The organism is Thermococcus sp. SY098 (assembly GCF_035621495.1).
Classification (GTDB): Archaea; Methanobacteriota_B; Thermococci; order Thermococcales; family Thermococcaceae; genus Thermococcus_B.
The window spans coordinates 1,666,619-1,690,935 of record NZ_CP141821.1 but is presented as its reverse complement, the minus strand read 5'-3'; the positions used below and the strand labels follow the sequence as shown (position 1 = coordinate 1,690,935).

Genomic DNA, 24,317 nt, shown 5'->3' with positions numbered 1-24,317 from the left:
ATCAGCCCTCCATGCCGTAGAACCTCTTGAGGAGCTCTTTGTATATCGGCTTCCAGTCTGGGTAATATTCTGGGTAAATTGCGTGTCCAAAGGCATAGATTCCGGTGATGAATCTCGGCCCATATAACGCTACAGCGTCTTTTCTCCATGAGCTCACCAATATTCCAACGACGTTCCCTTCTTTGACAGCTTTGATTTCCTGCCATGCTGGATCGCTCTTTATCTTTTCCACAGCTTCATTGAGCCTTTCTGCATCCCAGTCAACCACTATCAGAACATCTGTCTTATCTCCAAAGTACGCTATGAGCTTCTCCAGGTCGAGCTTTGGATACTGAGTTGAGAAGTTGTAGTCGAATGCAACATTGTGCGCTCCAATGAGCTCAGCGGTTTCAGCATATGCTGAGCCCTTATAAGATATGCTTATCGCTCCAGTAGCATACTTCCCAGCTATCGATGAGCCATAGACTATCAAAACGTTTTTCTTCTTATCTGGTGGTATCTTGCTTGCTATGTCCAAAGCTTTGTTGTAGTACTTCTCCAAGAAGCTTGCAAGCTCTTCGGCTTTTCTCTCTCTGTCAAAAACTTTTCCAAGGACTCTTATTATCCTGATGTTTTCGTAGGGCATCTTTGTTCCTGTCACATTGGAGTCAGGAATCCCAAATGCCAGAACTTTGAAGCCGAGCTCTTTTGATTTCTCAATAACATCCTGCTCCCCCGAAGTGAAGCTTCCCTTCCATCGCCCCATGATTATCAATTCTGGATTTAGGCTTGCAACGGTCTCCCAGTTTATACCGCTGTACGTTGAGCCTACTTTAGGCTTTTCTCTAATGCTTTCGGGCAAAAACTGATCATATGGTGTGTACTTATCAATCCCCACTATCTTGTCTGCAACTCCCAAGCAGTACATAACCTCCGCCCAGTAACTGCTCAGGACAACTACCCTCTCTGGAACTTTCTCGAAGGTTACCTTTCTCCCCATTGAGTCCATGACACTTATTGAGGCCTCGTATTTAACCCCATAAAAGGTCTCAAGCAGCTCTTTTGCTATTGGCTTCCACTCTGGATAATACTCGGGGTAAATTAATCCGCCCAGCTGATATACACCCACTATTATTCTCGGCCCCCAGTCTAAGAAGGCTTTAGAGCCAGCCAAGATGCCATAAACATGGCCTTCTTTTACAGCTTTAATCTCCCTCCATCTGGGATCATTTTTAATGTCGTTAACTGCTTTCTCAAGCTTATCCTGGCTGAAGGAGGTTACGATTATAACATCGGCTTTGTCTCCCCAGTAAGCTATTATCTTCTCCAAGTCAAGCTTTGGCCACTGGGTGTCAAAATTCTTGTCAAAAGCCAAGTTGTGAGCGCCGACGAGCTCAACGATGCTTGCCCATGCGCTTCCCTTTGCATAGACGGTGATTGGACCACCTATATCTTTCGGAGCACTTATAAGAAGAACGTTCTTTTTCTTGTCTGCTGGAATCTGACTGGTTATTTTGTTAACTTCATCCAGCTTTTCCTTCATCCAGCTTGCAAGTTCTTCAGCCTTCTCTTCTTTTCCGAAAACTTTTCCTAAAATCTCAACAACCTTAATATTATCTTCAACACTTTTTGCACTCAGGGCTATAACAGGTATCCCGAGCTCTTCAGCTTTCTTAATCGTCTCAGCGTCTTTGTATTTGCCCCCATACCAGTCCACGATTATCAAATCCGGATTCAAGCTTGCAACAGTTTCCCAGTTCAACCCTTTGAAGCTGCTTCCAACAACAGGCTTCTTTTTAACATCTTCTGGAATGTATGGATCGTAAGGGATGTACTTTCCAATACCCACAATCCTATCTTGAACCCCAAGGATACACAAAATTTCAGCCCAGTAGCTTGTTAGAACAATAACTCTCTCAGGTGGCTTTTCTATTGTTACGGTTCTCCCAGCAAAGTCTGTAAGCGTTATTGGATATTTGGCTTTGCTTGTAGTTGTTTCAGGCTTCTGCTCCTGGATGCTTTGGGTGGGAGAAGATTTAGCTGTAACCTTGCTTGTTGTCTCTGTCTGATGACCCTGATTTATACAGCCAGCACTGAAAATGCTAAAAACTAAAACTGACAGCACAAGCAAAGCCAAAACTTTTTTGCTACTCTTCATAAATTTCACCACCATTTGTGCTACTGATTTTAGATTTCGTATTATCAAATGAGAATTAAAATGGCAATTTTTAACGCTTTTTAAAACAGACGGTGTTTAACCAAAGGTTCAAAGAAAGAGGAGAATTGTCACCGAATCCAACAATATTCGCAGACATGGTGTTATTGGTTTTAAACACAAAGTTTCAAAAACATCTATAAACTCCTTTACCAAACAGAAAATGGGTGAAAGTTATGTGTCTGGCAGTTCCGGCTAAGGTTCTTGAAATCAAAGGGAAAGTTGCAATCGTTGATTTCGGTGGTGTAAAGAGAGAGGCTCGTTTAGATTTGCTCCCAAACGTTGAAGTTGGCGATTATGTGATTGTGCACACGGGCTTTGCAATAGAAAAACTGGATGATAAAACCGCAAAAGAAATTCTGCAAGCATGGGAAGAAGTTCTAAAAGCCATGGAGGAATGAAGATGGAAGCCTTTAGCGTTTTTAGAGACAAAGAATTCGCTCAAAAGATAACAAGGCTCATTCATAGGGAGGCTGAAAAAATAGGAAGGGTAGTTAAAATCATGCACGTCTGCGGAACCCATGAAGATACGGTAACAAGGAGCGGAATCCGCTCACTTTTGCCAGAAAACGTTAAAATCGTCAGCGGGCCTGGCTGTCCTGTCTGCATAACCCCCGTTGAGGATATTGTGAAAATGCAGGAGATAATGAGGAAAGCATATGAAGAAGGGGAGAGAATAATTCTAACGACATTTGGTGACATGTATAAAATCCCCACGCCAAGAGGAAGTTTTGCCGACTTAAGAAGTGAGGGATATGACGTCAGAATAGTCTATTCAATTTATGATGCGTATAAGATTGCCAAAAACAATCCAGACAGGTTGGTTGTTCATTTCTCTCCGGGTTTTGAGACCACAACTGCTCCAGCTGCTGGAATGCTTAATGCAGTCGTCGAAGAAGATGTGGAGAACTTTAAGATTTATTCCGTCCACCGATTAACACCTCCCGCTGTTGAAGTGTTAGTTAGACAAGGTACAGCCTTTGACGGATTAATTGATCCAGGACATGTATCTACAATAATAGGTGTCAAAGGCTGGGAGTACATCACAACAGAGTATGGAATCCCCCAAGTTATTGCTGGCTTTGAACCCGTTGATGTGCTGATAGGAATCTTAATGCTCCTGAGAATGATAAGGAGAGGAGAGGTAAAAATAGAGAACGAATATACAAGAGTCGTAAAATATGAGGGAAATGTTGAGGCTCAGAAGCTGATAAACAAGTTCTTTAAAGTCGTTGATGCAAAATGGAGAGCTTTAGGAGTGATTCCAAAGAGCGGGCTTGAGCTTAAAGACGAATACAGAAACCTGGAGATAAGAAGCTATTATGACGCCGAAGTTCCTAAGCTGCCTGACTTGGAGAAGGGATGCCTTTGCGGAGTTATACTCAGGGGATTGGCACTACCTCCCGACTGTCCTCATTTCGGAAAGACTTGTACTCCAAGGAATCCAGTTGGGCCATGTATGGTTTCATATGAGGGAACATGTCACATCTTCTATAAATATGGCGCCTTGTTCTGACCTCTTGTACTTTATTTTAGTATTTTCCTCTTTGAAATTCGGCAAGAAAAGAAAAAAAGAAAAATTAAATCAGAAGCTCACCTTCTTCGACATTTATGGTCTCTGGAGTTCTCCAGATAAAAGCCCCTTCTCCTTTAAGTACCCTCTTTCTCATAGCCCCTGGAGGAACGCCATTTGACTCATAAATCAAGCTTTGTATGTCAGGATCAGTATACAGCACAAGTGTTGGCCCTGAGATGTTGAGGATTGACTCAACCGTATATCTTGTTGCCAGTGCCGTTACCCTTCCTCTCATTGGCTGAGTTAGAAGGGGGATAGCAGCGCTTCCGGCTGGAGTATAGCTTAGCACCGCCGCGTCATCCAGACCTATGAAAATGTGCCTCCTTTTCCGCACAACTGCCGCAACAATGAGAAACGCCATGCCAACAATTGTGATGCTGTGTGCATCACTGAGATCCACAAGAATGGAATTTCCAAAATTGGGAGTGCTTCCCTGAAAGAAAGCCTCATCAAGAGAGGTATAACTTTCTTTAATAACCTCTGCATATTTCTCTTCAGATGAAGCTGCCTGAGGGACGCTTTCAATTTTGCCAAACAGAACATCAGCATAAAGCTTTTCCGTTAGACTCCTGTCCAGCTCATAGATTGTTTGAACTATTGTTACCGCCGTATATGGATCGTCTATTATTCCTTCCTTAGCCATTTTTATTGGGTCAAGACCAGTGGGTTTTCCATCTTTAATTTTTATTATGCTCTCAAAGCCTTCCTTTGGGTAATCACCTGTAGTATCAAAGATTACTATTCCATAATCCTTTTCAAGGTATTTATCTGCCAAGTACTTCACTATTTTTGTTGGATCATTATCAATGCCAAATATCTTCAGTGTTCTGCCGTGATAAACCGGATCATAATAGATTACCTGCTCCGCCCCCTTAAGGACTTCAATAGCAAGTTTGCTGTATTTCACACAGACCACCATTTTTAACTAAGCGCTCCATGTATAAACGGATATTGGTACACTCGTCTTTAAATAGAAGGCTAAATGACCTTCACGATTCTATCTCTCCACGGGCCTATCTTTACCCTGATGTAACCCTTAAGCATTTTGTCGACTTCTTTGTCACCCGTATACACTCTTATCGGCTTTTCAACTTTTGATGGAGCTGCAACAACAATGATGTTCTCTTTTGGAATATGTCTAAGAACATCCGAAGAAAACTGCTGATTGCCCCTTCCAAAGAGGAAATTAACTCCTCCCACAACTGTAACAATTATTTTCGGATTTCTGTTAATGAACTTCAGCAAATCCTTTTCTTGGGCATCTTTGACTAAAAGCCTAACCCTCCCGTCTTTAATTTCAACGATGTCAACTCCCAAGAGAGTTCCATCAATGCCAAGCTTGTCTTTTATCGTTTTTACTGTCGAACCTGCTCCCAGAAAGTAAATTCCATCTTCCAGCTCTTCAACGATAGCTTCAGCCAAAGCTTCGAGCTCTTCACTTTCATCAACGGTTGTTGGCTCTTTGGAGCCTTGAACTAAGGTTTCAAGATAGGGGGTTAATGCAGTGCCGTAAAGCCTTACTCTTACTTCATCTTTTCTATATGAATCTTCATCCAAATCTAAAATTTCACGCTCAACAATTTGAGCATTTCCTTTAAGGAATTCAATTAACAGCTTAGCAGCATCTTCTGGAGATGAAGCAAAAACTCCGGAGAACATTTTTACTCCTGTTGGAATTCCAAGGATTGGAACTTTCCTATTAACTGCCGAATATACATCCCTCGCAGTTCCATCTCCTCCTGCAAAAACCAAAATATCAACCTTATCTGCCATCAACTTTGCTAAGGTTTTTGTGTCTTCACTCGTGGTATCAGGAATCCTAACTCCAAAAATCTCCTTATAATCAATTTCTCTGTGCTTAAGGACTTGATAAGAAAAATTAAATCCTCTGAGGGCGTATTCACCAAGCTCTTTAGGGCCTGTGAAGAATTCTATGTCCTTAGATTCATCATAATGTGAAAGCTCACTTAAAAAGAGCTTAACCAAATCTAGTGCTATCGGCTCAGCCCCTCTTCTTATCGCTTCCTCAACAACTCCATCCGTGCCTTTTAGGGCAACTTTTCCTCCCATTCCAGCTATTGGGTTGATTATTAAGCCTACCCTCATTTTTTCACCTCATGTACTTCCTGGCGAAAACTGTTAACAGCACTGCCCACATGAACATTCCAAATATAGCCTCACCAGAAGCCAGAACTCTTCCAATTCCAACCGGATGCAAATCTCCATAACCAAGTGTCGTTGCAGTGACTATGCTGAAGTACACATAATCCAAAAAAGACTTCAAAGGAACTCCACTTCCCTCAACACTTTTTGTAATGTAGAAGAGTATCGGGAATATTATATTCACAGTGATAACCCAGATTACAATTGGCCTCTTCCAAGTGGTCCCATATTTGCATGTAAGGTCTGCTAAAAGCCACTCTACATAGGGTTCGATCAGAAAAATTTTCCTCTTTCCTCTCTTATACGCAGTCATTCGCTGTTTCCTTTTCGCAACCATTTCCTTGTAATAGTATTCGTCTGCTTTGTCCTTATCCCCTCCCCTTTCCCATGAGGTTCTCGCCAATCTGTAAAAGATTTCTTCAATGTAAGGATTATTAAACTGGCAGTCTTCCAAAAGCATAAAGCCTTCCACATCCAGCTCTGCCACAAGATTTGGCAGAACAGTCAGATTCCAAGTGGTATCACTGTAGAAGCGAACCTTCCTAAAAATTATGTTATTCAAAATTTTAACGTGCACAAACTCCGGTAGCTTAATTCTGCTCTGGGTTACCTGAACATGGCCAGGGATTTCAAGATTTTCCATTAAAAGCTGTCCGTTGAATGCTCTGAGTAAAATCCTGACCTGTCGCTTAAATCTTGGATTTTCATCGAACTGAACCCCGCTTATAGCAAGTATCTCAGCCTTGGCGTGCTTTCTTGAGATATCGCTAACCTTAATACCATGCTCCTCAAGAATTTGCCTTAAAAGGGGATATCTCGAATTAATTCCAATCCTTCTCACACCACTTAAATTTGTCAGCTCAATCCTGCCGTAAGCCTTGCTCCTTTCCCCATATTCTTCTTCACTTGGCTTCTCCTCACCTTTGGTATAGTGAAATGAGTTCATCATGATGTACCTGATTTCGCTGTTTTTAAGATAAATAGAACCTGAAAAGTTCACTTCAAGGGCATTAAACCCGAATATGTTTGATCTGGTTATCATAAGAGTTTTTAAAGCTGTTTTAACTATGATTATTCTCTCGATTGATGATCCATAAATTGTGAGCCCTCCAATTTCTGAGCTATCTACTATGAGGGTTTTTATTTTTGAATTCTTAAAGACTATCGTCTGCTCAATTTTAAGGTCTGAAATCCGAACATCATAGAGATAAACTCCCTCAAAATATGTAATCCCCCTTCTTATCTTCTTGAGAAAAGCTTTTTTCTTTATCTCTTTGATTTTCTCCCCGTATAAGAGCTCGCCCTCCTCATAAGGAATATGTAGTGAGCAGAAATTGGAACCTTTAAGAGGCTTTGTCCTGCACTTCTGACCATTCTCATATACATATTCACACATCATTACTCACCCTTAAGCTCCATTTCTTCTTGCATTGCCCTAATCTTAGCTTTTTCGACTGCCTCTTCATGCTCAATCTTACCCCTGATTCCTTTGACCCTCTTTGAGAGGTTCAATATGACATCCTCTGGTCCATAAAGGACAACCAAATCTCCAGGGAGAATCTTTGTATCACCGCTTGGAGCACCAAGATAAACCTCTTTTTCTCCTACTTTTCTGTAAATTCCAAGAACGAGAACACCTTCTTTATCCAATTGAAGTTCCCTTAAAGTTTTATTTGCAAGCCAGCTACTTTTTCTAACTTTTATCTGACCAATTGAGTACCCTCGACTTATACCCAGAAGCTGATTGTAGTCATAGATTTTAAGTGAAGGAAAGAATCTATTAAGAAGTCTCCGAATCACCTTTCTCATCATTTTATCTATCCATTTAGATCTCACAAAAAAGTACAGAATCAGTAAACCGCTCAAAAGTACGACAAAATTCTGCTTAACCTCTTCAGCACTTTTGCCAATGAATGTCAACACAAGAGTAGCTATAGCTGAAGTTATTCCTGCACTGCCCAGAAAAATTAGAATTCTGATTATCTTTCTTCGTATTGGATGCGAAACCACATATTCCGACTCAGACGTTGTAAAACCTGTTCCAGAAAAAGCAGACTGAGCCTGAAAAGCCGCAACATCTCTTGAGAGCCCAGTCATCTCTAATGCAACCGTTCCAATTCTAACAATTATGATTGAAATGAGGATAACTAATAGGAATGATATGAGGGCTATCAGGGGACATCACCTTCCAGATTATGTATCTCAGATAGAACATAATTAAAGATTTCTGCTCTTGAGCTTCCTCATGTAAAACTTTCTGCCTTCATATTCAAGCTCAATAAGCTTTCCTTCTATCAAAAGCTTCTCAACAATGCTCCACTCTGCATTGGCCTTTTTAAGAAAGTCTTCAACGGCATCTTCTCTCATCGGGTGGACAGCCGTTATGCTCAGTAAATCCTCCTCAACATTTCCCGTAAAAGCAAATGCATTTCCCTCATAGCCAATGAGATACTCTATTCTATCACTTCCTAAAGCCTTAGCAAAAATCTGAAACGCTCTGTTTATCGTCTCCTCATTAGCTGGCTTAACCCACCTTTCCGCTGGGGGTCTCGTTGGAATAGCTATGTAAGCTATATCTGGTTCAAGCTTCTTCAGAAACTCAGCAATCTTCTCAAATTCGTCTCCATAATTAACTCCATCGATGAGCATAGTCTCTGTTACGAGTTTTCCTTTGAACTCTTTTCTAAATTTGAGCATTCCATCAAGGACTTCATCGAGCTTTAAGCTTTTATGAGATCTGTCAATTTTTCTCCACAGTTGCTCACTTACAGCATCAAGCTTTAGAGAGACAAAATCAAACTTCAATAAATCCTCCCTAACATCTTTCCTCCAGATTAGGGAAGAGTTCGTTAAAATTGCCAAAGGGATTCCAAGTTCTTTCAATAGCTCAGCTTCCTTTCCAAGGTTAATATCCAAAGTCGGTTCACCATCTGGAACAAATGTGATATAATCAACGCGCTCTCCTTTTGCTCTGGCTTTCTCAACTTTTTCTTTAGCTTCCTTGAAGATCAGCTCTGGGTTATAAAATGCCCTCCTTTCAACTTCCATCTTAATTGTTCTCCCAATTTGGCAGTAAACACAAGCATATGAGCATACTTTATCTGGAATGTTGTTTATGCCTAAGCTTTTTCCCAATCTGCGAGATGGAACGGGACCAAATGCTATCATTGACTTTCACCAAAATTAGGTAAACCTAATGGTGTATAAAGATTTCGAATAGATTTATGAAGTTGAACAAAACAAAAAAGTAAAACTGAAAATTCAAGCATGCTTTGACTTCTTCTCTTCAACTTGCTTCCAAAGCTCTTCAAAGCTTTCAATAACTCTTTGAAGTGCTAAATTTAGATCCCTCGTATTCGTAAAGAATGCAACTTTATTGCTCTGGTCTCTGATTCTCAAGAAGTTAGGGCCCATTCTGAACGCCGCCAGCACATCAACATCCTTTAGTTGTTCAATGATAGCCCTAAACTTCCTCAGATCACCGTGCTCACTCTCATGCTCCTCCATCTTCTTAGCTCTGTTTGATCTCTTTTCCAAGAGCTTTGCAGTCCCATTTTCTAAGATTTCGTATATTAAGAAGAACTCTGAGTCCCCATAGTGACCATCTGTCAGCTTTCCCTCATTTTCCATCCCAAACGCTATCCTAAGCTTCCTCATCTCCTCACCGAAATTAGGTAAACCTAATGAAATATAAACTTATTGCATAAGCCTGCGGAAGTAGCTTTTCATTGCAGACCAGTTGAGGGCAATATGCACAACCGAGAGCCCAAAGAAGGTAAAGCCAATATATGTGTGAATAGTATCCATCAAAGATATCGGCAGAGAAATCCCTAACTTTGCAAAGAGGCGACACTCACATTCTAAGCTTGAAGCTTATTTTATCATCCCTTAACGAATGTTTTGATCCCGCTTATCAATTTTTCATTCTAAGGAATGCTCCTTGGATGTAATGATGATGCCGTGAGGTTAGGGGGTATTGGTGGAAGCCTTGGCCTGGAAACGGTCCCATTCAGTTGGCTTCCACCTCGGCAAATGCCTGGATAGATTTATGGTAGAAGAGCATAAGAGCATGCTGGCCATATAGGACACCAAGTTGATATTATTGAGCCTTCTTTTTTGTTTTTGAAGATTTTCAATTTATTTACTCTAGTATAAATCTCCCATCATCCTTCGCCTTTGAAAGTTTATGAATATTGTTTTCAAGCCAGCCTATTCTTTCAACCTCTCTAACGTCGAAATCCGGGACATAAGGTTTGATATCTAAGAGAGGCGTTCTATCCACTATATCGACATCTTTAACGTGAAGTATATTCCCTTTAACTTTGACAAGCCTCACTATAGAGAGACCTATTGGGTTGGGTCTACTTGGGGCTCTAGTGGCAAAGACTCCATGATACTCATCGTCCATATAAGGCTTGACCAACAAACTGCCGGGTTTTGCCAGATGAAAGTGGTAAATTAAAATTACATGCGAAAATCCCTCAAGGTCTTTCAAACCTTGGACATATTCTGGGAAGACTTCTACCTTCCCTTCAATTCCTCTTGCTGCAGAAGGCTGTATTGGAATTCCTCTTGGCTCTTTAAATGGAGTGTGAATAATGCCAATGGGTTTATAGCATATCACGTTACTTTTCAATAGTTCCACCCCTTTCAATCTTTAATCCAACAACTTTTTATAACTACTTCTGATTGAAGTTTTGATACTTTAGTCGAATCCAATGATGAGATTACAGCAAGAAAATAGCCAGTTCCTCTTTTAAAGCTCCTTCTTCTTTATTTCCCAGCAAGGAAATGAATATTGGTGTTCATCAAAGCCCTCTTCTCTTCAGCAACCTTTATAAACCAAAACCTGCTCTTCACCAGCCTCGTGGTGGTCTGAAATGAGTCAAAGAATAAACGCCACAATGCATGCAAAGAAGGTCTCTCATAGGTATTATGGAATATCAAAGGTTCCTAAGTGGTTTTATTCGTTTATACCTTTTAAGATTTCAACCGGTGGAAGCTCAATCCTAATGCCTTTATACCTCCTTCAGCTTGGTGGAAATGCTCAGATGGTCGGAATAATGAACTCTCTTGCAAGCCTATCTTCAATGATTGGCAGCTTGTTCTGGGGGAAGCTGAGTGATAGAACTTTGAGGAGGAAGATATTCATTCTGTTCGGATTCTTCAGTGTGAGCATATTCCTAACAGCCCTCTCATTTGCAAACAGCCCAGCTGAATTCATCATACTCAATGCCGTTTACTCCTTTTTCTTGGCCTCAACACTTTCCGTTCCAATCGTCCTCGTTCTCAGAAGTGTTAGGAAGCACAGCTGGGATTATGGAATAGGAAAGTTCAATGAAATAAGCGGCTGGGCATGGGTTTTTGGGCTTGGTCTGGGATTCGTCTTATCTCAATACCTCACAATAAGGCAGCTCTTGCTACTCTTTGCCCTCCTCAATATTCCATCATTAATCTGGGGAGCCAAAACAATTAGGGAGATTCCAATTTATGTGAATAGAAAGAGCATCAGAATTTTCGGCAACTATGTAGTTGAAAAAATACGCTATGTGCCAACATTCATGCTGCACATAAATCTCAGGAAGCCAAAATTTGGGAAGTTTTACTTTGCATCATTCTTATTCTGGATATCTGTCGGAATGTATTTTTCCCAGTTTCCAGTATTGTTGGCAGAAAATGGTCTTGAAAGAAGATATATTTATTTGGCTGCAATACTCAACTCTTCAGTTTCAGCCTTTATGTACTTAAAGGTTGGATTGATGCTTGAAAACAGAGACAAGCTGAAGGTTTTAAAAGAGGGTATAACCTTGAGGCTGATTGGGATTGCGACCATCCTCATGGGAACATTTATGCTCCCGTATCTCCTTCCATTAGCATTTCTTTCATACTTCCTTGCTGGTTATTCATGGTCATTCATAAGCATCTCCTCAACCTCAATTGTTGGAAAACTTGCTGGCGAAAGAGAAAAAGGAACGGCGATGGGGACATTTAACTTAATCAACTCACTCGGATATATAATAGGAAGCTTTTTAAGCGGATTTTTAGTTTACGCTGGCGGATTTACAGCAAACTTTGGAGCATCTTCACTCTTCGCTCTCTTGAGTCTATTAAGCCTTAGGAAGCTTGAAATCTGAGGGAAACGCTGTAATTTCAAACTCGCCTGAAAGGGGAATATCCTCAAAGACCTCTATTTCCTTTTCAAGCTCTTTTAAATCAATGTTCATATCAAGGGCAATTGCACCCTCTTCTGAAGAGAATGTAAAGTGAACCAGCTTTCCATCTTTTATATATGCCCTAAATGTATCTCTCTTATCTAACGCTTTTCCTTCAATTTCAATACGGGTACTACCACTTGATAGATACAGCCTCATCAGGAGGGAGGGTAAAGTTGAGGGTATTAAATCTCTGACATGAGCTTTGATTTTTTCTCCAATTTTACATATCTCGCATTTTTCATAAACTCTTGCTTGGCTCTGGCAAAAGCTTTTAATAGAGTCAGCTATGCCGTTTGCAAATATTTCAAGGTTCTTACCCATCATGAATTCCCCAAATCCCGACCAGCTTGCTTCCACTCTAAGCTTGTTGTCCAAACACTCAAACGTAATCGTTAAAATGCCCTTATCACCCTTAAATGTATAAATGCACTTATTCTCTTCAAATCCAGCCTCAAGCTTAAATTCAAATCCAAAATTAAAAAGGAATTTAGGAACTTTAAATTTTACATAGAGTTTCCCATCCCGCACTTCTGTGTTATCAAAGTACGGAAAATATCTAACAACAAGCTGAGGGTTTTTCAGAACTTCATTAAGGAACTGCCAGTGGAAGGGGAATTCTCTCTCTGCAACCTTGGATTTCAAGATATCCACCCCATCGAACGTATAAGCTTCTATCTGAAAAATCTTTCGATGAGAAAAATTTTCACAATAAAATTTATTGGATAGAAATCAGAAAATCCATAAAAAGTGAAAATGGTAAGTCAGAACTTCAAAACCCTTGCCAGCACGATCAGTGGATCCCACACTGGTGCAAATGGGGGAGCGTATGCCAAATCGGCAAAGAACATATCTTTCACAGTGAAGCCGGCTTGTAGAGCTACTGAAAATGCATCAATTCTTGGCAATACATCTGAACCAACTGCCTGTAGTCCTAAGAGCCTATTGGTTTCTTTATCCGCTACTGCCTTGAGCCAGATTTTCTTCCCACCAGGGTAGTAGTGTGGCTTTGTTCTTGCTTCAATGAATGCTGTTTTAACCTCATAGCCCTCTTTCAATGCCTCGCTTTCAGTTAAACCCGTCTTCCCGATTTCCAAGTCCATGAACTTCGTTATTGAAGTTCCCAATACACCAGGAAAACGAATTTCTTTTCCTGCTATGTTGCTACCGGCAACATACCCCATCTTATTTCCTGGAGGAGCTAAAGGAACCCAGACCCTCCTCCCAGTGATTATGTGCTTTGTCTCGGCAACATCTCCAGCTGCATAAACATTCTCAACGCTTGTCTGCATCTTTTCATTGGTCCATATTGCGCCAGTTTCTCCAATTCTAACGCCAAGCTGCCTTGCCAGCTCAATGTTTGGCTTTATTCCCGTTGCTATCACAACTAAATCAGCTTTGTACTCATTTGCATCAGTAACGACTTTTTCAACCCTTTCTTTCCCATCGATTCTAATTGTCAGCTCTTGCAAACGTAAGTTAAGGTGCTCCCTAAGCTTTGCCTCGACTATGTCTGTGATCTCCTTATCGTAACTTTTTCTTAGAACCCTCTCACTCCTCCCAATAAGCGTTACATTCTTTCCTTGAGCTACAAACGCCTCAGCCATTTCAAGTGCTATGTATCCAGTTCCAATCACAACAACATCTTTAACATCGTATTCCTGCATATACTCCCTTATCGCAACTGCATCGGGGGGCAAATCTGCCGTAAAAACTCCTTTTAAGTCAACCCCTTCAATTGGTGGAAGTTTTGGTGAAGCTCCGTTAGCAAAAACCAAGTAGTCCCATTCATATTTATGCTCACCATCTTTTTCCTGAACCCTGACTTGTCCTTGCTCAACTTCCACAACTTTAGCATTTAAGTGCAGATCAATTCCTCTCTTCTTTCTGAAGAATTCTGGGGGGTAGTGCATCAGCTTCTCTTTTGGGGAAATTCCTTCAACAACGTAAGGAACTCCACAAGGGGCATGACTTACCCACTCAGTTGCCTCAAAGACTTTAACATCCCACTCAGGATTTAAACGCTTGACCCTTGAAGCGGCACTCATTCCAGCAGCTCCACCGCCGATGATAACAACTCTCCTACTCATTTTTCTTCACCGCCAAAGGTTCAAAACCAAAGGTTTAAAAAGGTTAAGAAAAGTTAAAGGTCCAGAGGAAACTTAACATAATCTAAAACGCTTCCTCTGGCTTTTCTAATCTCAACATGTTCGATTAAATCCTTAAACTGACCTCCCAAGAGACCATCGCCGATTATTGCACTTCCCTGGGCAGCTTCCTTGGCTTTTCCTTCCAAACCTCTCTGCTTAACCACAGGCAAACCAAACTTTTCCTCGAAGAGATCTTTAACGTCTTCTCTGAGCTCTCTGATGCGCATGAGTCTTCCAGAGAGAATTATCTCCTTCGGCTTTTCAATAACCGCTAATTCACTCGCTATGGCTTTTACAAAGCCGTCTTTCATCGCCTCCCATGCTTTTGCAAAGCTTTCTTCATCCAAGCGCTTGGCGAACTCCTCTGGAGACAAAACCTCACCAGCTGCTATTATTGAAGCTCCTCCGTAGAAGAGATGCCACTTCTTTATCTCACCAACCAGATAGGCAACTTCCCCGTCCAGAGCACCGCTGTTGACAAATGCTGGCCCAGGGAAGATAGTCCCGCCAATTCCATCGACTATCTTTCCTCTGTCAACCGCCCCAGCGAAGTTGTAGCCAAAGCCAACCTCAAGCAGGGCGAATGAAACCTCTTCATAGGAAATGCCCAGGCGCTTAGCCTGATCGTAGATCGCCAAAACAGTTATCGCCATTTTATCCGCAGTTCCCATGTCAATCTTATTGTATTTCCTAAATTCGGGCACCGTTGGGAGGTGTATTATCCCGGGAATAAACCAAACATTCATATCTTTTTCTTTCATCTCGTTGACCATCTTCTGAAGGCCAATTAAAACAGGGATTTGCTTCATCTCTTCTTCTCTAACGAGCGTCATCTCAAATCTATCTCTCTCAGTTAGCTCTCTGATGTGCTTCAGCGGAATTCCATAGCCGGAAGGGCCAATTATAAGATCGGCATTGAATCCTTCAATGGCTTTTACAATTTTACTCGGTTCTTCGGCAACGACTTCGCTTGGAAAGCTTAAGTCAAGCTTTATCTTTCCATCCTTGAGACCAATAATATCAAAGCTCCTTGTTCCAGGATCAACGCCTATAACCCTCATTTTATCACCCAAGAAAAAGAGAAAGTGCAGAGATTATAAACGTTGTGAAATCATTCCTTTTTACCCTCAATGTAATATTTGCCTTTAATTTTTACAAGCCTATAAATCTCCCCTTCTTTTAAGTCAATCTCTGGTCTTTCGATTTCAAACGTCTCATAGCTCTCCATGTCCATAAACTGAGCTTCTTTAGGGGTTAAACTCGTGAGCATGGCTTCCTTTTTCTCGTGTTCAACTAACTCTACCCTTTCTCTCTTTATAGTCTTCCAGTCTTTGTGTTCACTCTCATGTGTTGATAGGTTTGTAAGGTTCATTCCCTTTCCATTGACTTCTTCAACACGATAAATGTTCCCATTCTTGTCACTGACGATGTCTCCTTTCCTAAACTTAGGAAGCCTGACGCTTACACTCGTCCTATAAACTTCTTTGCTTGTCTGTCTATCGAGACCGACAAGTTCGTAAGCTTCGCTTATTGTCCCGCCATATCTGTCTCTTATCGCTTGAGCAAGCTTTCTTGCCGACCTTGTAGAGCCCATGTAAAAATCAATACCCTCTTCAAGCTCAACCGTGTCCTGAATGAATCCCATTCTGTCTCTCCTCATTATTTCGTCCACTTTTTCTTGAACAAGCTTCACAATTTCATCTTTTTCCTCCTCAGTCAGCTGCCTATCCTCTGCCCTAACTTGCAAAATAGCCTCAAAGTATCCTCCAAGAAACTTTTGACATCTTGGACAGACTGTTTGCCTCACATAAACTGTGATAGTTTTCGTTTCATGATGCAACTCTTTTTGGAGTTCATGTATGCGAGCTTTAATTTCAATTTCATAAATCACAATAGCTGGAAAATAATCAATGTGCCAGTTAACTGGTTCATAACTTAAGTATGCAACCCCAACTGGAAGTTCTTCAATTTCATTAAGCTCCTCCCTTGACACAATCCTGATTTCTTTAACACGCTCATCTAAAGTTATATTTTCAATGAGGGCATTTTCAGCAACTTCAAATATCAGCTGGTCGAGTTCGTAATTTTGTGGATCCACCCACACCCCTTTCTTCTTGTAGCTTCCACAGTTCTGGCATAGTTCAGTGTTGATTTCATCCTCCATTACCAATACCGGATTCTCTTTTCTAAAACAAACCTGACAAAGTCCATCTATTAAAGGCCCCCCTTCACTCTCGCTTATTCCGCACCTATAGCAGAAGCGTTCACTCATAATTCTCACCCCTTTGAGGTCTCACCATAGCATTTTTGCCATCTGTGCATGAGGAACCCCCTGAATGTAGAGCACTCTATCTTTATCAATGTAACCAAGCTCAATTGCCTTACCAACACATCTCTCTCCAACTAAGTTCGCTATTGTCGCCTCTTCCAGCAATTTTTCTAAATCTTCAACATCTCTAAGCTCGCCTTTGTAAAATCTCTCTTTAACCTCCAATTTAAGCTCACCTTCTCTGAATGTTTTCCCCATTAATTCCTCATCACATGCCGCCAGTAAAACCTCCCCTTGAACGCGATACACTTTCACATATATTTTCATTCGAGCCACCTTTAATAGAAAAGAGATATTAGACTTAAAAACCTAATCAAGTCTTGCGAACAATCAGTTTTACACCATCAACATCAACCACAACAACTTCGTCTCCCTCTTTAACATCATCGAGGGGATTGGCAATCCATTCTTCGCCCTCAAGCTCGACCCAGACTTCATCCCCTTTGATCCTTTTTACTTTCCCCTTTTTGCCTTTAAGCTCAAAGGTGTATTTGGGCTTTCCAATATCAACGGTTTCTTTCTTGATTAGCCGTGCAAAAAGCTGATAGCTGATAACTGCAGATATCAAAGATATCACAAATGCAACGTTAAAATTCACACCCAATCCAAGCAACAGCCCAAGAACAGCAAAGGCTATTCCAATTGGAGTTATAAATGCCGCAACCATCATATCAAGGACTATGATCAGCAAGCCTAAAATTAAAAGTAAAATGGGGAAATAATCCATCACACATCACTCCCAGATTTTCTTTAGTCTCTCCGCATTTTTATCGTTTTCTGTTTCTGCTGGAGAATTCTTTGATAAACCTTCAGGTGAATTCTCTTTTGGCTCTGGCAGCTTTGTTTTGCTGACTTTTTGAAGGACTCTTAACAGGCCGATTAACGCTTCTGTGTCGTATGGAACTATTAGGTTACCGTACTTAGCCAGTTCTGGAAGCTTTTCAATGTATTGCAAAGTTAAGTACTTCTCATCAGCTAATTTCAAAGCTTCAAGAACTTTCTTTATTGCCTCCGCTTGACCTTCAGCAATAAGAATCTGCTCCTGCTTGATACCCTCTGCCCTTAAGATTCTTGCTTGTTTTTCACCCTCAGCTTGCTTGATTGCGCTCTCCTTCTTACCTTCAGCTATCAGAATCATTGCCCTCTTTTCTCTCTCAGCAGTCATTTGCTTAGCCATTGCCTCCTGTATGTCCCGCGGTGGATCAATTCTTTGAATTTCAACCCTTGTAATCTTTACACCCCAGCGGTCAGTGATTTTATCTAACTCTTCCCTCAAGCGAGCATTTATGATATCTCTTCCGCTTAGCGTTTCATCAAGCTCCATCTCACCAATTATTGCCCTTAAGTTTGTTTGTGCAAGCTTTATTATAGCTAAGAGAAAGTCACTAACGTTATATGCAGCTTTTACTGGGTCTATAACCTGATAGTACACAACGGCATCAACTGTAACAACAACATTGTCCTTACAGATAACCTCCTGCGGTGGAACATCAATGACATGTTCTCTCATGTCTATTATTCTTACCCTTTCCATAAAAGGTATGATGAAGTGAATTCCAGGCTCTAAGATTCTGTTGAACTTTCCAAGCCTTTCAACCAGACCCTTCTGATATGGTCTGATAACTTTAACACTCAAAACAAGCATCAGCAAGAGGAATACACCCAATATTACAAGGGCAAAAGTGGCTGGCATTACCACACCCCCATGTAGTATTTTGAACTTTTATCAGTAAAACTTAATATAAAGTTTTCGTTAGTCAAAAAACATGCCATCAAATGATAACAATAGAAAAGTAGAAAAGCAAAGCCAAAAGAGAAAGAGAGGATTCAAGAGCTTTCAGCTTTCTCTATGGCCTTACTAAGGATTTCTACTGCCTTCTTGATGTTGAGGTATGCTTTTCTCATGTACGGCAGCGATCTTATGTATCCCTGGAGTGGGTTTCCAAACTTCCATGCTTCCTTGTAACTCTCCTCCGCAAGCTCCTTATAGTGAAGTGCCTCCTGGAGGGTTTCATTATCAATTCCAAGTTCAATACTCTTGTTGTAGAGTTCATTGAATTTCATGCTGTATCTCTGGTAGAGCATATACCAAACGAAGTTCATTTCTTGTAATGCTTCTCCAGTAGTCATGTAATCCACGTTCACAGTTGCTGGTGAGTGAAGCTTTATCCTAACTTTCAATATGTGTGAGTTTGGTGTGGTAAGTAGTTCTTTACTTAGAAGGTCTGCATCAGTTACATGCACACTGTAGTAGTGAAGATCCTTTGGCAGATTTATGAGTAACGTTGCAACTGCTCCATGGTCACCATCAACGGTAATTGTTATCTTTCTGTTTGTGACATCAGTGCTTGTTATTTCCGCATACCCACCGAATGAAGACGTCACTGTGGCATTTCCAGTACTGTATGTGGAGAACTCAACTTTATCAACTCCCTTTACATAGACAACGTTGCTCTCCTCATCATATGGAGATTCAAGAACTACCATATACTCATGAAGTTCTGCGTCATCGATTGGAATATTGAACTCAACTTTATACACTTCTCCTTTAGCAAATTCTGGGAGCTTTACTTGATCAATAAGCTCTCCATCTTTGTAAAGATTCACCACAGCCTCTGTTGCGTCGTATGGACCATAGTTAGATACGAATGTTGTAAGTGTATATGTTGTACCTATCTCAGCGATTCCCTCATTTGGTACCAAGTTCAGTGACAGGTCATATGGTTGCATTATCACAACAGTTCCAAATTCTTCAATAATCTCTGGGGTTGTCTTGTAGAGGGTAACTGGAACCTCTATAAGCATTGGAGCTGCATCATAGCCGAAGTATATCGTTCCGTAGAATGTATTTGCGTTTTCAAACTTGTCGCTACTCAGGGTGTAGCTGACTGTAACGTTGTAAACACCCTCTGTTATTTCCTTGATGCTCTCGACCTGTAGATCTCCCTGTTCAATTGCAAGAATCTTGAGGTCATAGGTTGCATTTGTTGTCGGATTGTTCCATGAGTACACCTCAATTGTGTATGTACCCGATGCTGGGAGCTGAATAATGACTCCTTCATCAGCCGTTGATGTATATGATGCACCCACAAGCTGTCCATTGTAGTAGACGTAAAGGTCGAGGTCAACACCAGCCAAGTCGTCCCACAGACTTGTAAGCGTTATACTAAGCTTTGTGGCATTCTTAACTGTAACTGTGTAGTAGTCAGCAGATCCAGTTGGGGGTGCGAGTTTGTCTTTATAGATTATCGGTGCTGTTAATCCAGCCGCAGTAGCCTTCAGCATTCCAAATGACGAAGGTAGATGGACTATAAATGATTTCTTCCCCTCAGTTGAGTTAATGCTCTCCATCCATGTGCCGGGAGTGACTGATGCCATGCCAATCTTTCCGCTGAATGTCCTGTAGCTTTGTTTGCCATCGAAGAGCACATTGTGAAGCCACAATGCATGGAGCCCAGGTGATGCTGGTGCTGCGATAACTTCCCTACTTGTACCGCTTGTCGTGAAGAGCTTGAACATTCCAGCACCCACATAGCCATCTATGCTTCTCCCAACTTCAGCCAGTGTGTATGGTCCAAATATTCCTGGCCATATGGCACTGAACGGTAGCAAGGAGCCATCCTCTGCGGGGCCAAGGAGGTGAAGGTTTATATCGGTTGGGATACCATCCCATGAAACATCTGCTATTAAGTAGGCATTTGTCATGTTGTGAACATTTGAGACGTTAAAGTAGAACAACCTCCAATCACCGCTTTCGTATCTCCAGCTCCAGTCAAACTGTCCGTAGACATTGCTGTTATCGTAGAGACCACTCGCATTTGTATTTCCTCCGAACTCAAAGTTCGGTGTCGGTGATGCAACAACAACGCTCACTGGAATTGTCGTTTCATATCCATCGTACTTGAGGTAGATTGCACCCTCATAGACTCCATATGAAGCATTGAGAGGAACAGTCACTGTAGCCATAAATGTTGCAGTTCCATTAGCAGGTACCGTGAGAGTTGTTGTATTAAGGGTAACCCAATTCCATGGCACCCTCTTGTAGAACTCCAGTTTGAGCTTGGCGGGATAAGTGTCTGTCTTACCATAGTATCTGAAAATATCCCTGATCTGGACATATAAACCGTCGTGGAACTTCTGTAATGGATTTCCTAATGTTGCAGAGATTGATGTTCCTTCATTAAGTGACTGTGTAAGCAGGTTAAATGTAGGAACTGTTGTATTTGACTCTGGGTCATAGACATATGTGACATCCCAAACTCTGAACCATGGGAATGCATCTGCTGAATAGTCCCTCTCAGTATCGAAGTAGTCATAGTCAAAGTAAAGGGTAATCTTCATGAGGTCTGTTCCGTTTGGTATAAACGGATCAATCCTGTACATGTACCAGGAATTTCCGGTTACATTTAACTCAACTTCTCCAATCTTCTGGAACACCTCTGCAGAAACCTCAACGTCCTTTGATGCTGAGACGTTCATGTTTCTAACTTCAAAGACCTGTGAAGCACTGTCGCCTGGATAAATGACATTTGCAAATGCTGGATACTCTGTTTCTCCTGCTTGCCACATTGATGGTGACACAATTATTCCATCTAAGTTTAATGCCGCCTGCACGGCTCTGTAGGCATCCAGGAATCCTGCACCCTGACTGAAGACATCATGATTGACGTTCTTGGTAGTGCTCATGAGTATCTCTTTAACCTCCTCTGCTGTTGGCCATGTTCCATGAGCTGAATAATATGCTTCATACACCAAAGCAGCAATACCTGCAGCCATAGGCGTTGCTAAGCTCGTTCCTGCCCAGAGATCGCTGGCCCAGAATCCATCTCCAACTTCATTTAGTGGAAGGCTTCCGAGAGCATAGGCACCGACAGCTAAGACATCTGGATCTACCTGTCCAAGAGCATTTGGACCTCTGTTTGAGAACCATACGACGTCTCCATAGTTAGCAAGCTCGTATCCCCAAGGTCCATCGTCATATCCAAAGAGCGCTCTATAACCAAATTCAACTGCTGCTCCTACTGTTATAACTCCTGGCGAAGCTCCCTCACTTGTAACTGTTCCGTAACCCGGACCGCCGTTTCCTGCAGCGAAGAAGAAGCTTACCTGCGGAGCATAGAAGTGTGTTATCCAGTAGAGGAATCTATCATCCCACGTGTATCCCTTGGCAATAACTGATGAAGCACCATAGCTGTTGCTAACTACTAATGCCTCATCTCCTGTTCCTGGAATTCCATCATAGCCCTCAACAGCAAAGAACACATAGTCAATCCAGCTTCCTCCTTGGTAGAGTGAACCTTCTGCAATTATCTTTGCACCGATAGCATTACCAAACGTTAGACCAAAGAATGTCCTGCCTCTCGCACCCACAGCAGCAGCACATAATGTTCCATGATCCCCACCGGCAACATAGACATTGCCTATCATGAATGCTACCAAGTTACCGTTCTCTGGAATTGGCATTGGAAGTCCCCAGCTTGATGAAACAACATCTTCATATGGGATTGGATTAACTCCATCAGCTATGAAGTATATTAGTCCACCTGAAAGATCAGCATATCCATCCTGGCCAAACCTGTCATTAAATGTGTCCCAGAAGTCAACCTGTATAACAGGATTATCCTTAGTATGACCAGAATCCTCATTGAAGTCAAGATACTCCAGGGTTATGCTTCCTGCATCTACGAGCATAGGTGTTATGTCAGCATAAACTGTATCATATTTTGTAGCGTTCTCTGGATCCGCTACAATGATATAGCCTCCATTCCAGTCAACCCAGAGAGCAATGTCCGGGTGGAATCCGAAGTGGAATATTCCACTCTTTGTCGGGACTCCAAGGGTTTCATTCATTGGGAACTTCATGTAAGTTATTTGGGTCACATTTCCTGTGTCTGGATCAATCCACTGAATACCGACGATTGCTTCATATCCCACTGCAAGAACTTGTGATTCGTTATCTGGAAATACAAAATCAGCGAATGCATCTGTAAGGCTTCCGTAGAACCCATAGTATATTGACTTTGCTTTGTAGGTATTATTTGCCGTCTTTATTATTGTTGGAACCGGATAATCCGGGTCAACACCAGCAACGTGGAGATAATCTGTTACAAAGGTGTCATTCAACGGAAGCTCCTCAAGCAAGTCTTGGCTTATAAGCCAAAGCTTTCCACCGTTGTTCAAGTAGAGCATTAGGTTTGCTGTATCGTTTTGGGTCAGTGTATATTGATATGTATCCCCAGTGAACCATATAACGGCGTCATATTGACTTAAAACGGTTGCATTTGGACCGCTGCTACCATAGGGGACTTCATATATTGTGTAGTTTAATCCCAAGAGGTCAAGGGCTGCTGTATAAAACTCATCAAGGGTCCACCCACCATCATCATCAACAAGTAGAATCCTGCTTGAGTTCGTAACTCCCATCCATGCCAAAGTCTCATTAATGAATGCCGCTCTTTCTGCATCATTTTCAATATTGGCCAAGCTCATTGACGTGAATACTGTGGTAAAGTTGCCCTTGTAGCCGATGCTGACATTTCCATGTACCAAGAAGTATGGGAGCTCTATAGAAGTATCAGCATACCACGAATAGATATATGTTGGGAACGTGTAGTTGAAGAGCAAGTACCATATCATTGAGTGTCCACTAAACGCTATTGGCCAGCCATAATATGGGGAAGATGGGTTAGTCTCCACTGCATAAGCGTCTTGTAGATCCGGATTTCCAAAGTCAACACCGCTGTCTATAACAGCAACGTTAACTCCAGCTCCAGTAATCCCTAAGTTAAGCCATGTATTCCAGGAACCATGGTGATAGATTGCAAAGTAGTCTGCTGGTTTTATTGGGTTTTCAATATTTAGGCTTTCTCTTTCTGTGATCCTTAATTCTCCTCTTCTCAAGGGGCTTTTCTCTCTCAGCTTCATAATTTCTGGAAGTTTGAGCTTTTTAACCGAGAACTTCTCTAATTTTGATAGATCTATCTTTCTCCTAATTTCCGGAATTCTGATCTGTATCGTTTTGGTTGTTATACTATTCTTAGCGTCTGGTTCTTCAAATGTACCCACCGGCTCAAATGGGTTTGTTCTGGTAACTGCTTCAACCTCTGGTAATGATGCTATTTTGAGGAGAACTTTTTTGTATTCCTCTTTTATTGGAACTAAAGCCAGATACACTACCATCCCTGCTATTTCTCTTTTGCCAACAATTTGGATTCCCTTTAATTTAGAGTCTATATTTGATAATGCCACTATATGAATAGGCAACAGTTTTTCTCCATTGACCTCTGGAACATCAACAGTGACTTTCCCTTCAAGAATTTTAAGCAACTCTGGTTCTATTTTAGTTATCGGTGGTACTGTTTTCTCCGGTTCTTTTGCAACAGCGTTCACCTTTGTTATCGTGTGAGTGACCTGTGGAGTATTCTCAGCACTCACCAACGTTACTGGCAAAGCTACTGGAATTGCTGAAAGGATCATCAACAATACAATTAGAAGACTCACTGTCCTTTTATTCATTCGTACACCTCCGACTACAATTGTTCAATGATATACTAACCCAGTCAAAAATATAAACATTTCTATGAGTAAAGCTTCATTTTGATCTTTAAATATCAATGTAAGCCATTCATATATATTTATCAAACTTTGTAAAGTAATCAATATTCAGTTGTAAAAGCATCAAATTAGACAGCTG

The 24,317-nt window shown here is 41.4% G+C and carries 19 protein-coding genes; 3 read left to right on the top strand and 16 right to left on the bottom strand.

All coding sequences use genetic code 11. The features are described from left to right. Nucleotide 1: 1 nt before the first annotated feature. On the bottom strand, nt 2-2,137 hold the full coding sequence (locus tag VFC49_RS09455; RefSeq protein WP_324735355.1) for an ABC transporter substrate-binding protein: 2,136 nt from the start codon (nt 2,135-2,137) through the stop codon (nt 2-4). A 233-nt stretch (nt 2,138-2,370) separates the two neighbouring features. Here VFC49_RS09455 and VFC49_RS09450 point away from each other — a divergent pair, with 233 nt between their 5' ends. Together VFC49_RS09450 and hypD are read left to right on the top strand one after the other, a co-directional pair. Beyond that, nucleotides 2,371-2,595 carry a HypC/HybG/HupF family hydrogenase formation chaperone gene (locus VFC49_RS09450; protein WP_013468467.1) on the top strand — a complete coding sequence of 75 codons (225 nt, stop codon included), beginning with the start codon at nt 2,371-2,373 and terminating at the stop codon, nt 2,593-2,595. 2 nt (nt 2,596-2,597) lie between these two features. Next, nucleotides 2,598-3,710: a hydrogenase formation protein HypD gene (gene hypD / locus VFC49_RS09445; protein WP_324736716.1), complete on the top strand. Its 1,113-nt coding sequence runs from the start codon at nt 2,598-2,600 to the stop codon at nt 3,708-3,710. 64 nt (nt 3,711-3,774) lie between these two features. On the opposite strand, the gene VFC49_RS09440 is transcribed toward hypD, so the two are convergent. The 7 genes from VFC49_RS09440 to tsaA all read right to left on the bottom strand — a co-directional run bounded on the left by VFC49_RS09440 (nt 3,775) and on the right by tsaA (nt 10,569). Further along, nucleotides 3,775-4,677, bottom strand: a complete 903-nt coding sequence (locus VFC49_RS09440) for a hypothetical protein (protein ID WP_324735354.1) — start codon at nt 4,675-4,677, stop codon at nt 3,775-3,777. Between the two features lie 71 nt (nt 4,678-4,748). Continuing rightward, nucleotides 4,749-5,876, bottom strand: coding sequence for an ATP-NAD kinase family protein (locus tag VFC49_RS09435; RefSeq protein WP_324735353.1), 1,128 nt, complete (start codon nt 5,874-5,876; stop codon nt 4,749-4,751). 4 nt (nt 5,877-5,880) lie between these two features. Then, nucleotides 5,881-7,329, bottom strand: coding sequence for a potassium channel family protein (locus tag VFC49_RS09430; RefSeq protein ID WP_324735352.1), 1,449 nt, complete (start codon nt 7,327-7,329; stop codon nt 5,881-5,883). 2 nt (nt 7,330-7,331) lie between these two features. Next, a complete protein-coding gene (locus VFC49_RS09425; protein WP_420719615.1) occupies nt 7,332-8,030 on the bottom strand; it encodes a potassium channel family protein in 699 nt (232 codons plus the stop codon). A gap of 120 nt (nt 8,031-8,150) precedes the next feature. Further along, nucleotides 8,151-9,101 carry a radical SAM protein gene (locus tag VFC49_RS09420; RefSeq protein ID WP_324735351.1) on the bottom strand — a complete coding sequence of 317 codons (951 nt, stop codon included), beginning with the start codon at nt 9,099-9,101 and terminating at the stop codon, nt 8,151-8,153. Nucleotides 9,102-9,194: 93 nt separating this feature from the next. Beyond that, nucleotides 9,195-9,590: a NifB/NifX family molybdenum-iron cluster-binding protein gene (locus tag VFC49_RS09415; protein WP_324735350.1), complete on the bottom strand. Its 396-nt coding sequence runs from the start codon at nt 9,588-9,590 to the stop codon at nt 9,195-9,197. A 484-nt stretch (nt 9,591-10,074) separates the two neighbouring features. Further along, nucleotides 10,075-10,569 (bottom strand): tRNA (N6-threonylcarbamoyladenosine(37)-N6)-methyltransferase TrmO, encoded by a 495-nt coding sequence (tsaA, locus tag VFC49_RS09410; protein WP_324735349.1) that lies wholly within the window; start codon nt 10,567-10,569, stop codon nt 10,075-10,077. A 244-nt stretch (nt 10,570-10,813) separates the two neighbouring features. Between tsaA and VFC49_RS09405 the strand changes: the two genes are divergently transcribed. Then, nucleotides 10,814-12,067, top strand: a complete 1,254-nt coding sequence (locus VFC49_RS09405) for an MFS transporter (protein ID WP_324735348.1) — start codon at nt 10,814-10,816, stop codon at nt 12,065-12,067. Here the strand turns inward: VFC49_RS09405 and VFC49_RS09400 are convergent. The 8 genes from VFC49_RS09400 to VFC49_RS09365 form a co-directional block, all read right to left on the bottom strand. Beyond that, nucleotides 12,041-12,790, bottom strand: coding sequence for a hypothetical protein (locus tag VFC49_RS09400; RefSeq protein WP_324735347.1), 750 nt, complete (start codon nt 12,788-12,790; stop codon nt 12,041-12,043). The genes VFC49_RS09405 and VFC49_RS09400 overlap by 27 nt on opposite strands. Before the next feature lie 119 nt (nt 12,791-12,909). After that, a complete protein-coding gene (gene cdr, locus VFC49_RS09395) occupies nt 12,910-14,235 on the bottom strand; it encodes a CoA-disulfide reductase (protein ID WP_324735346.1) in 1,326 nt (441 codons plus the stop codon). A gap of 53 nt (nt 14,236-14,288) precedes the next feature. Continuing rightward, nucleotides 14,289-15,356 (bottom strand): DUF1464 family protein, encoded by a 1,068-nt coding sequence (locus VFC49_RS09390; protein ID WP_324735345.1) that lies wholly within the window; start codon nt 15,354-15,356, stop codon nt 14,289-14,291. 50 nt (nt 15,357-15,406) lie between these two features. Then, complete coding sequence (locus VFC49_RS09385) at nt 15,407-16,567, bottom strand: 60S ribosomal export protein NMD3 (RefSeq protein WP_324735344.1); 1,161 nt, start codon at nt 16,565-16,567, stop codon at nt 15,407-15,409. Nucleotides 16,568-16,588: 21 nt separating this feature from the next. After that, entirely contained in the window at nt 16,589-16,891 is a 303-nt protein-coding gene (locus tag VFC49_RS09380) for a DUF424 domain-containing protein (protein WP_013468452.1), read from the bottom strand. 46 nt (nt 16,892-16,937) lie between these two features. Then, entirely contained in the window at nt 16,938-17,351 is a 414-nt protein-coding gene (locus tag VFC49_RS09375; protein WP_324735343.1) for an NfeD family protein, read from the bottom strand. A 6-nt stretch (nt 17,352-17,357) separates the two neighbouring features. Then, nucleotides 17,358-18,317: an SPFH domain-containing protein gene (locus VFC49_RS09370; RefSeq protein ID WP_324735342.1), complete on the bottom strand. Its 960-nt coding sequence runs from the start codon at nt 18,315-18,317 to the stop codon at nt 17,358-17,360. A gap of 134 nt (nt 18,318-18,451) precedes the next feature. Then, the gene (locus tag VFC49_RS09365) at nt 18,452-24,139 is read right to left on the bottom strand and encodes a S8 family serine peptidase (protein ID WP_324735341.1); all 5,688 of its coding nucleotides are present in this window, start codon (nt 24,137-24,139) and stop codon (nt 18,452-18,454) included. Nucleotides 24,140-24,317 lie beyond the last annotated feature (178 nt).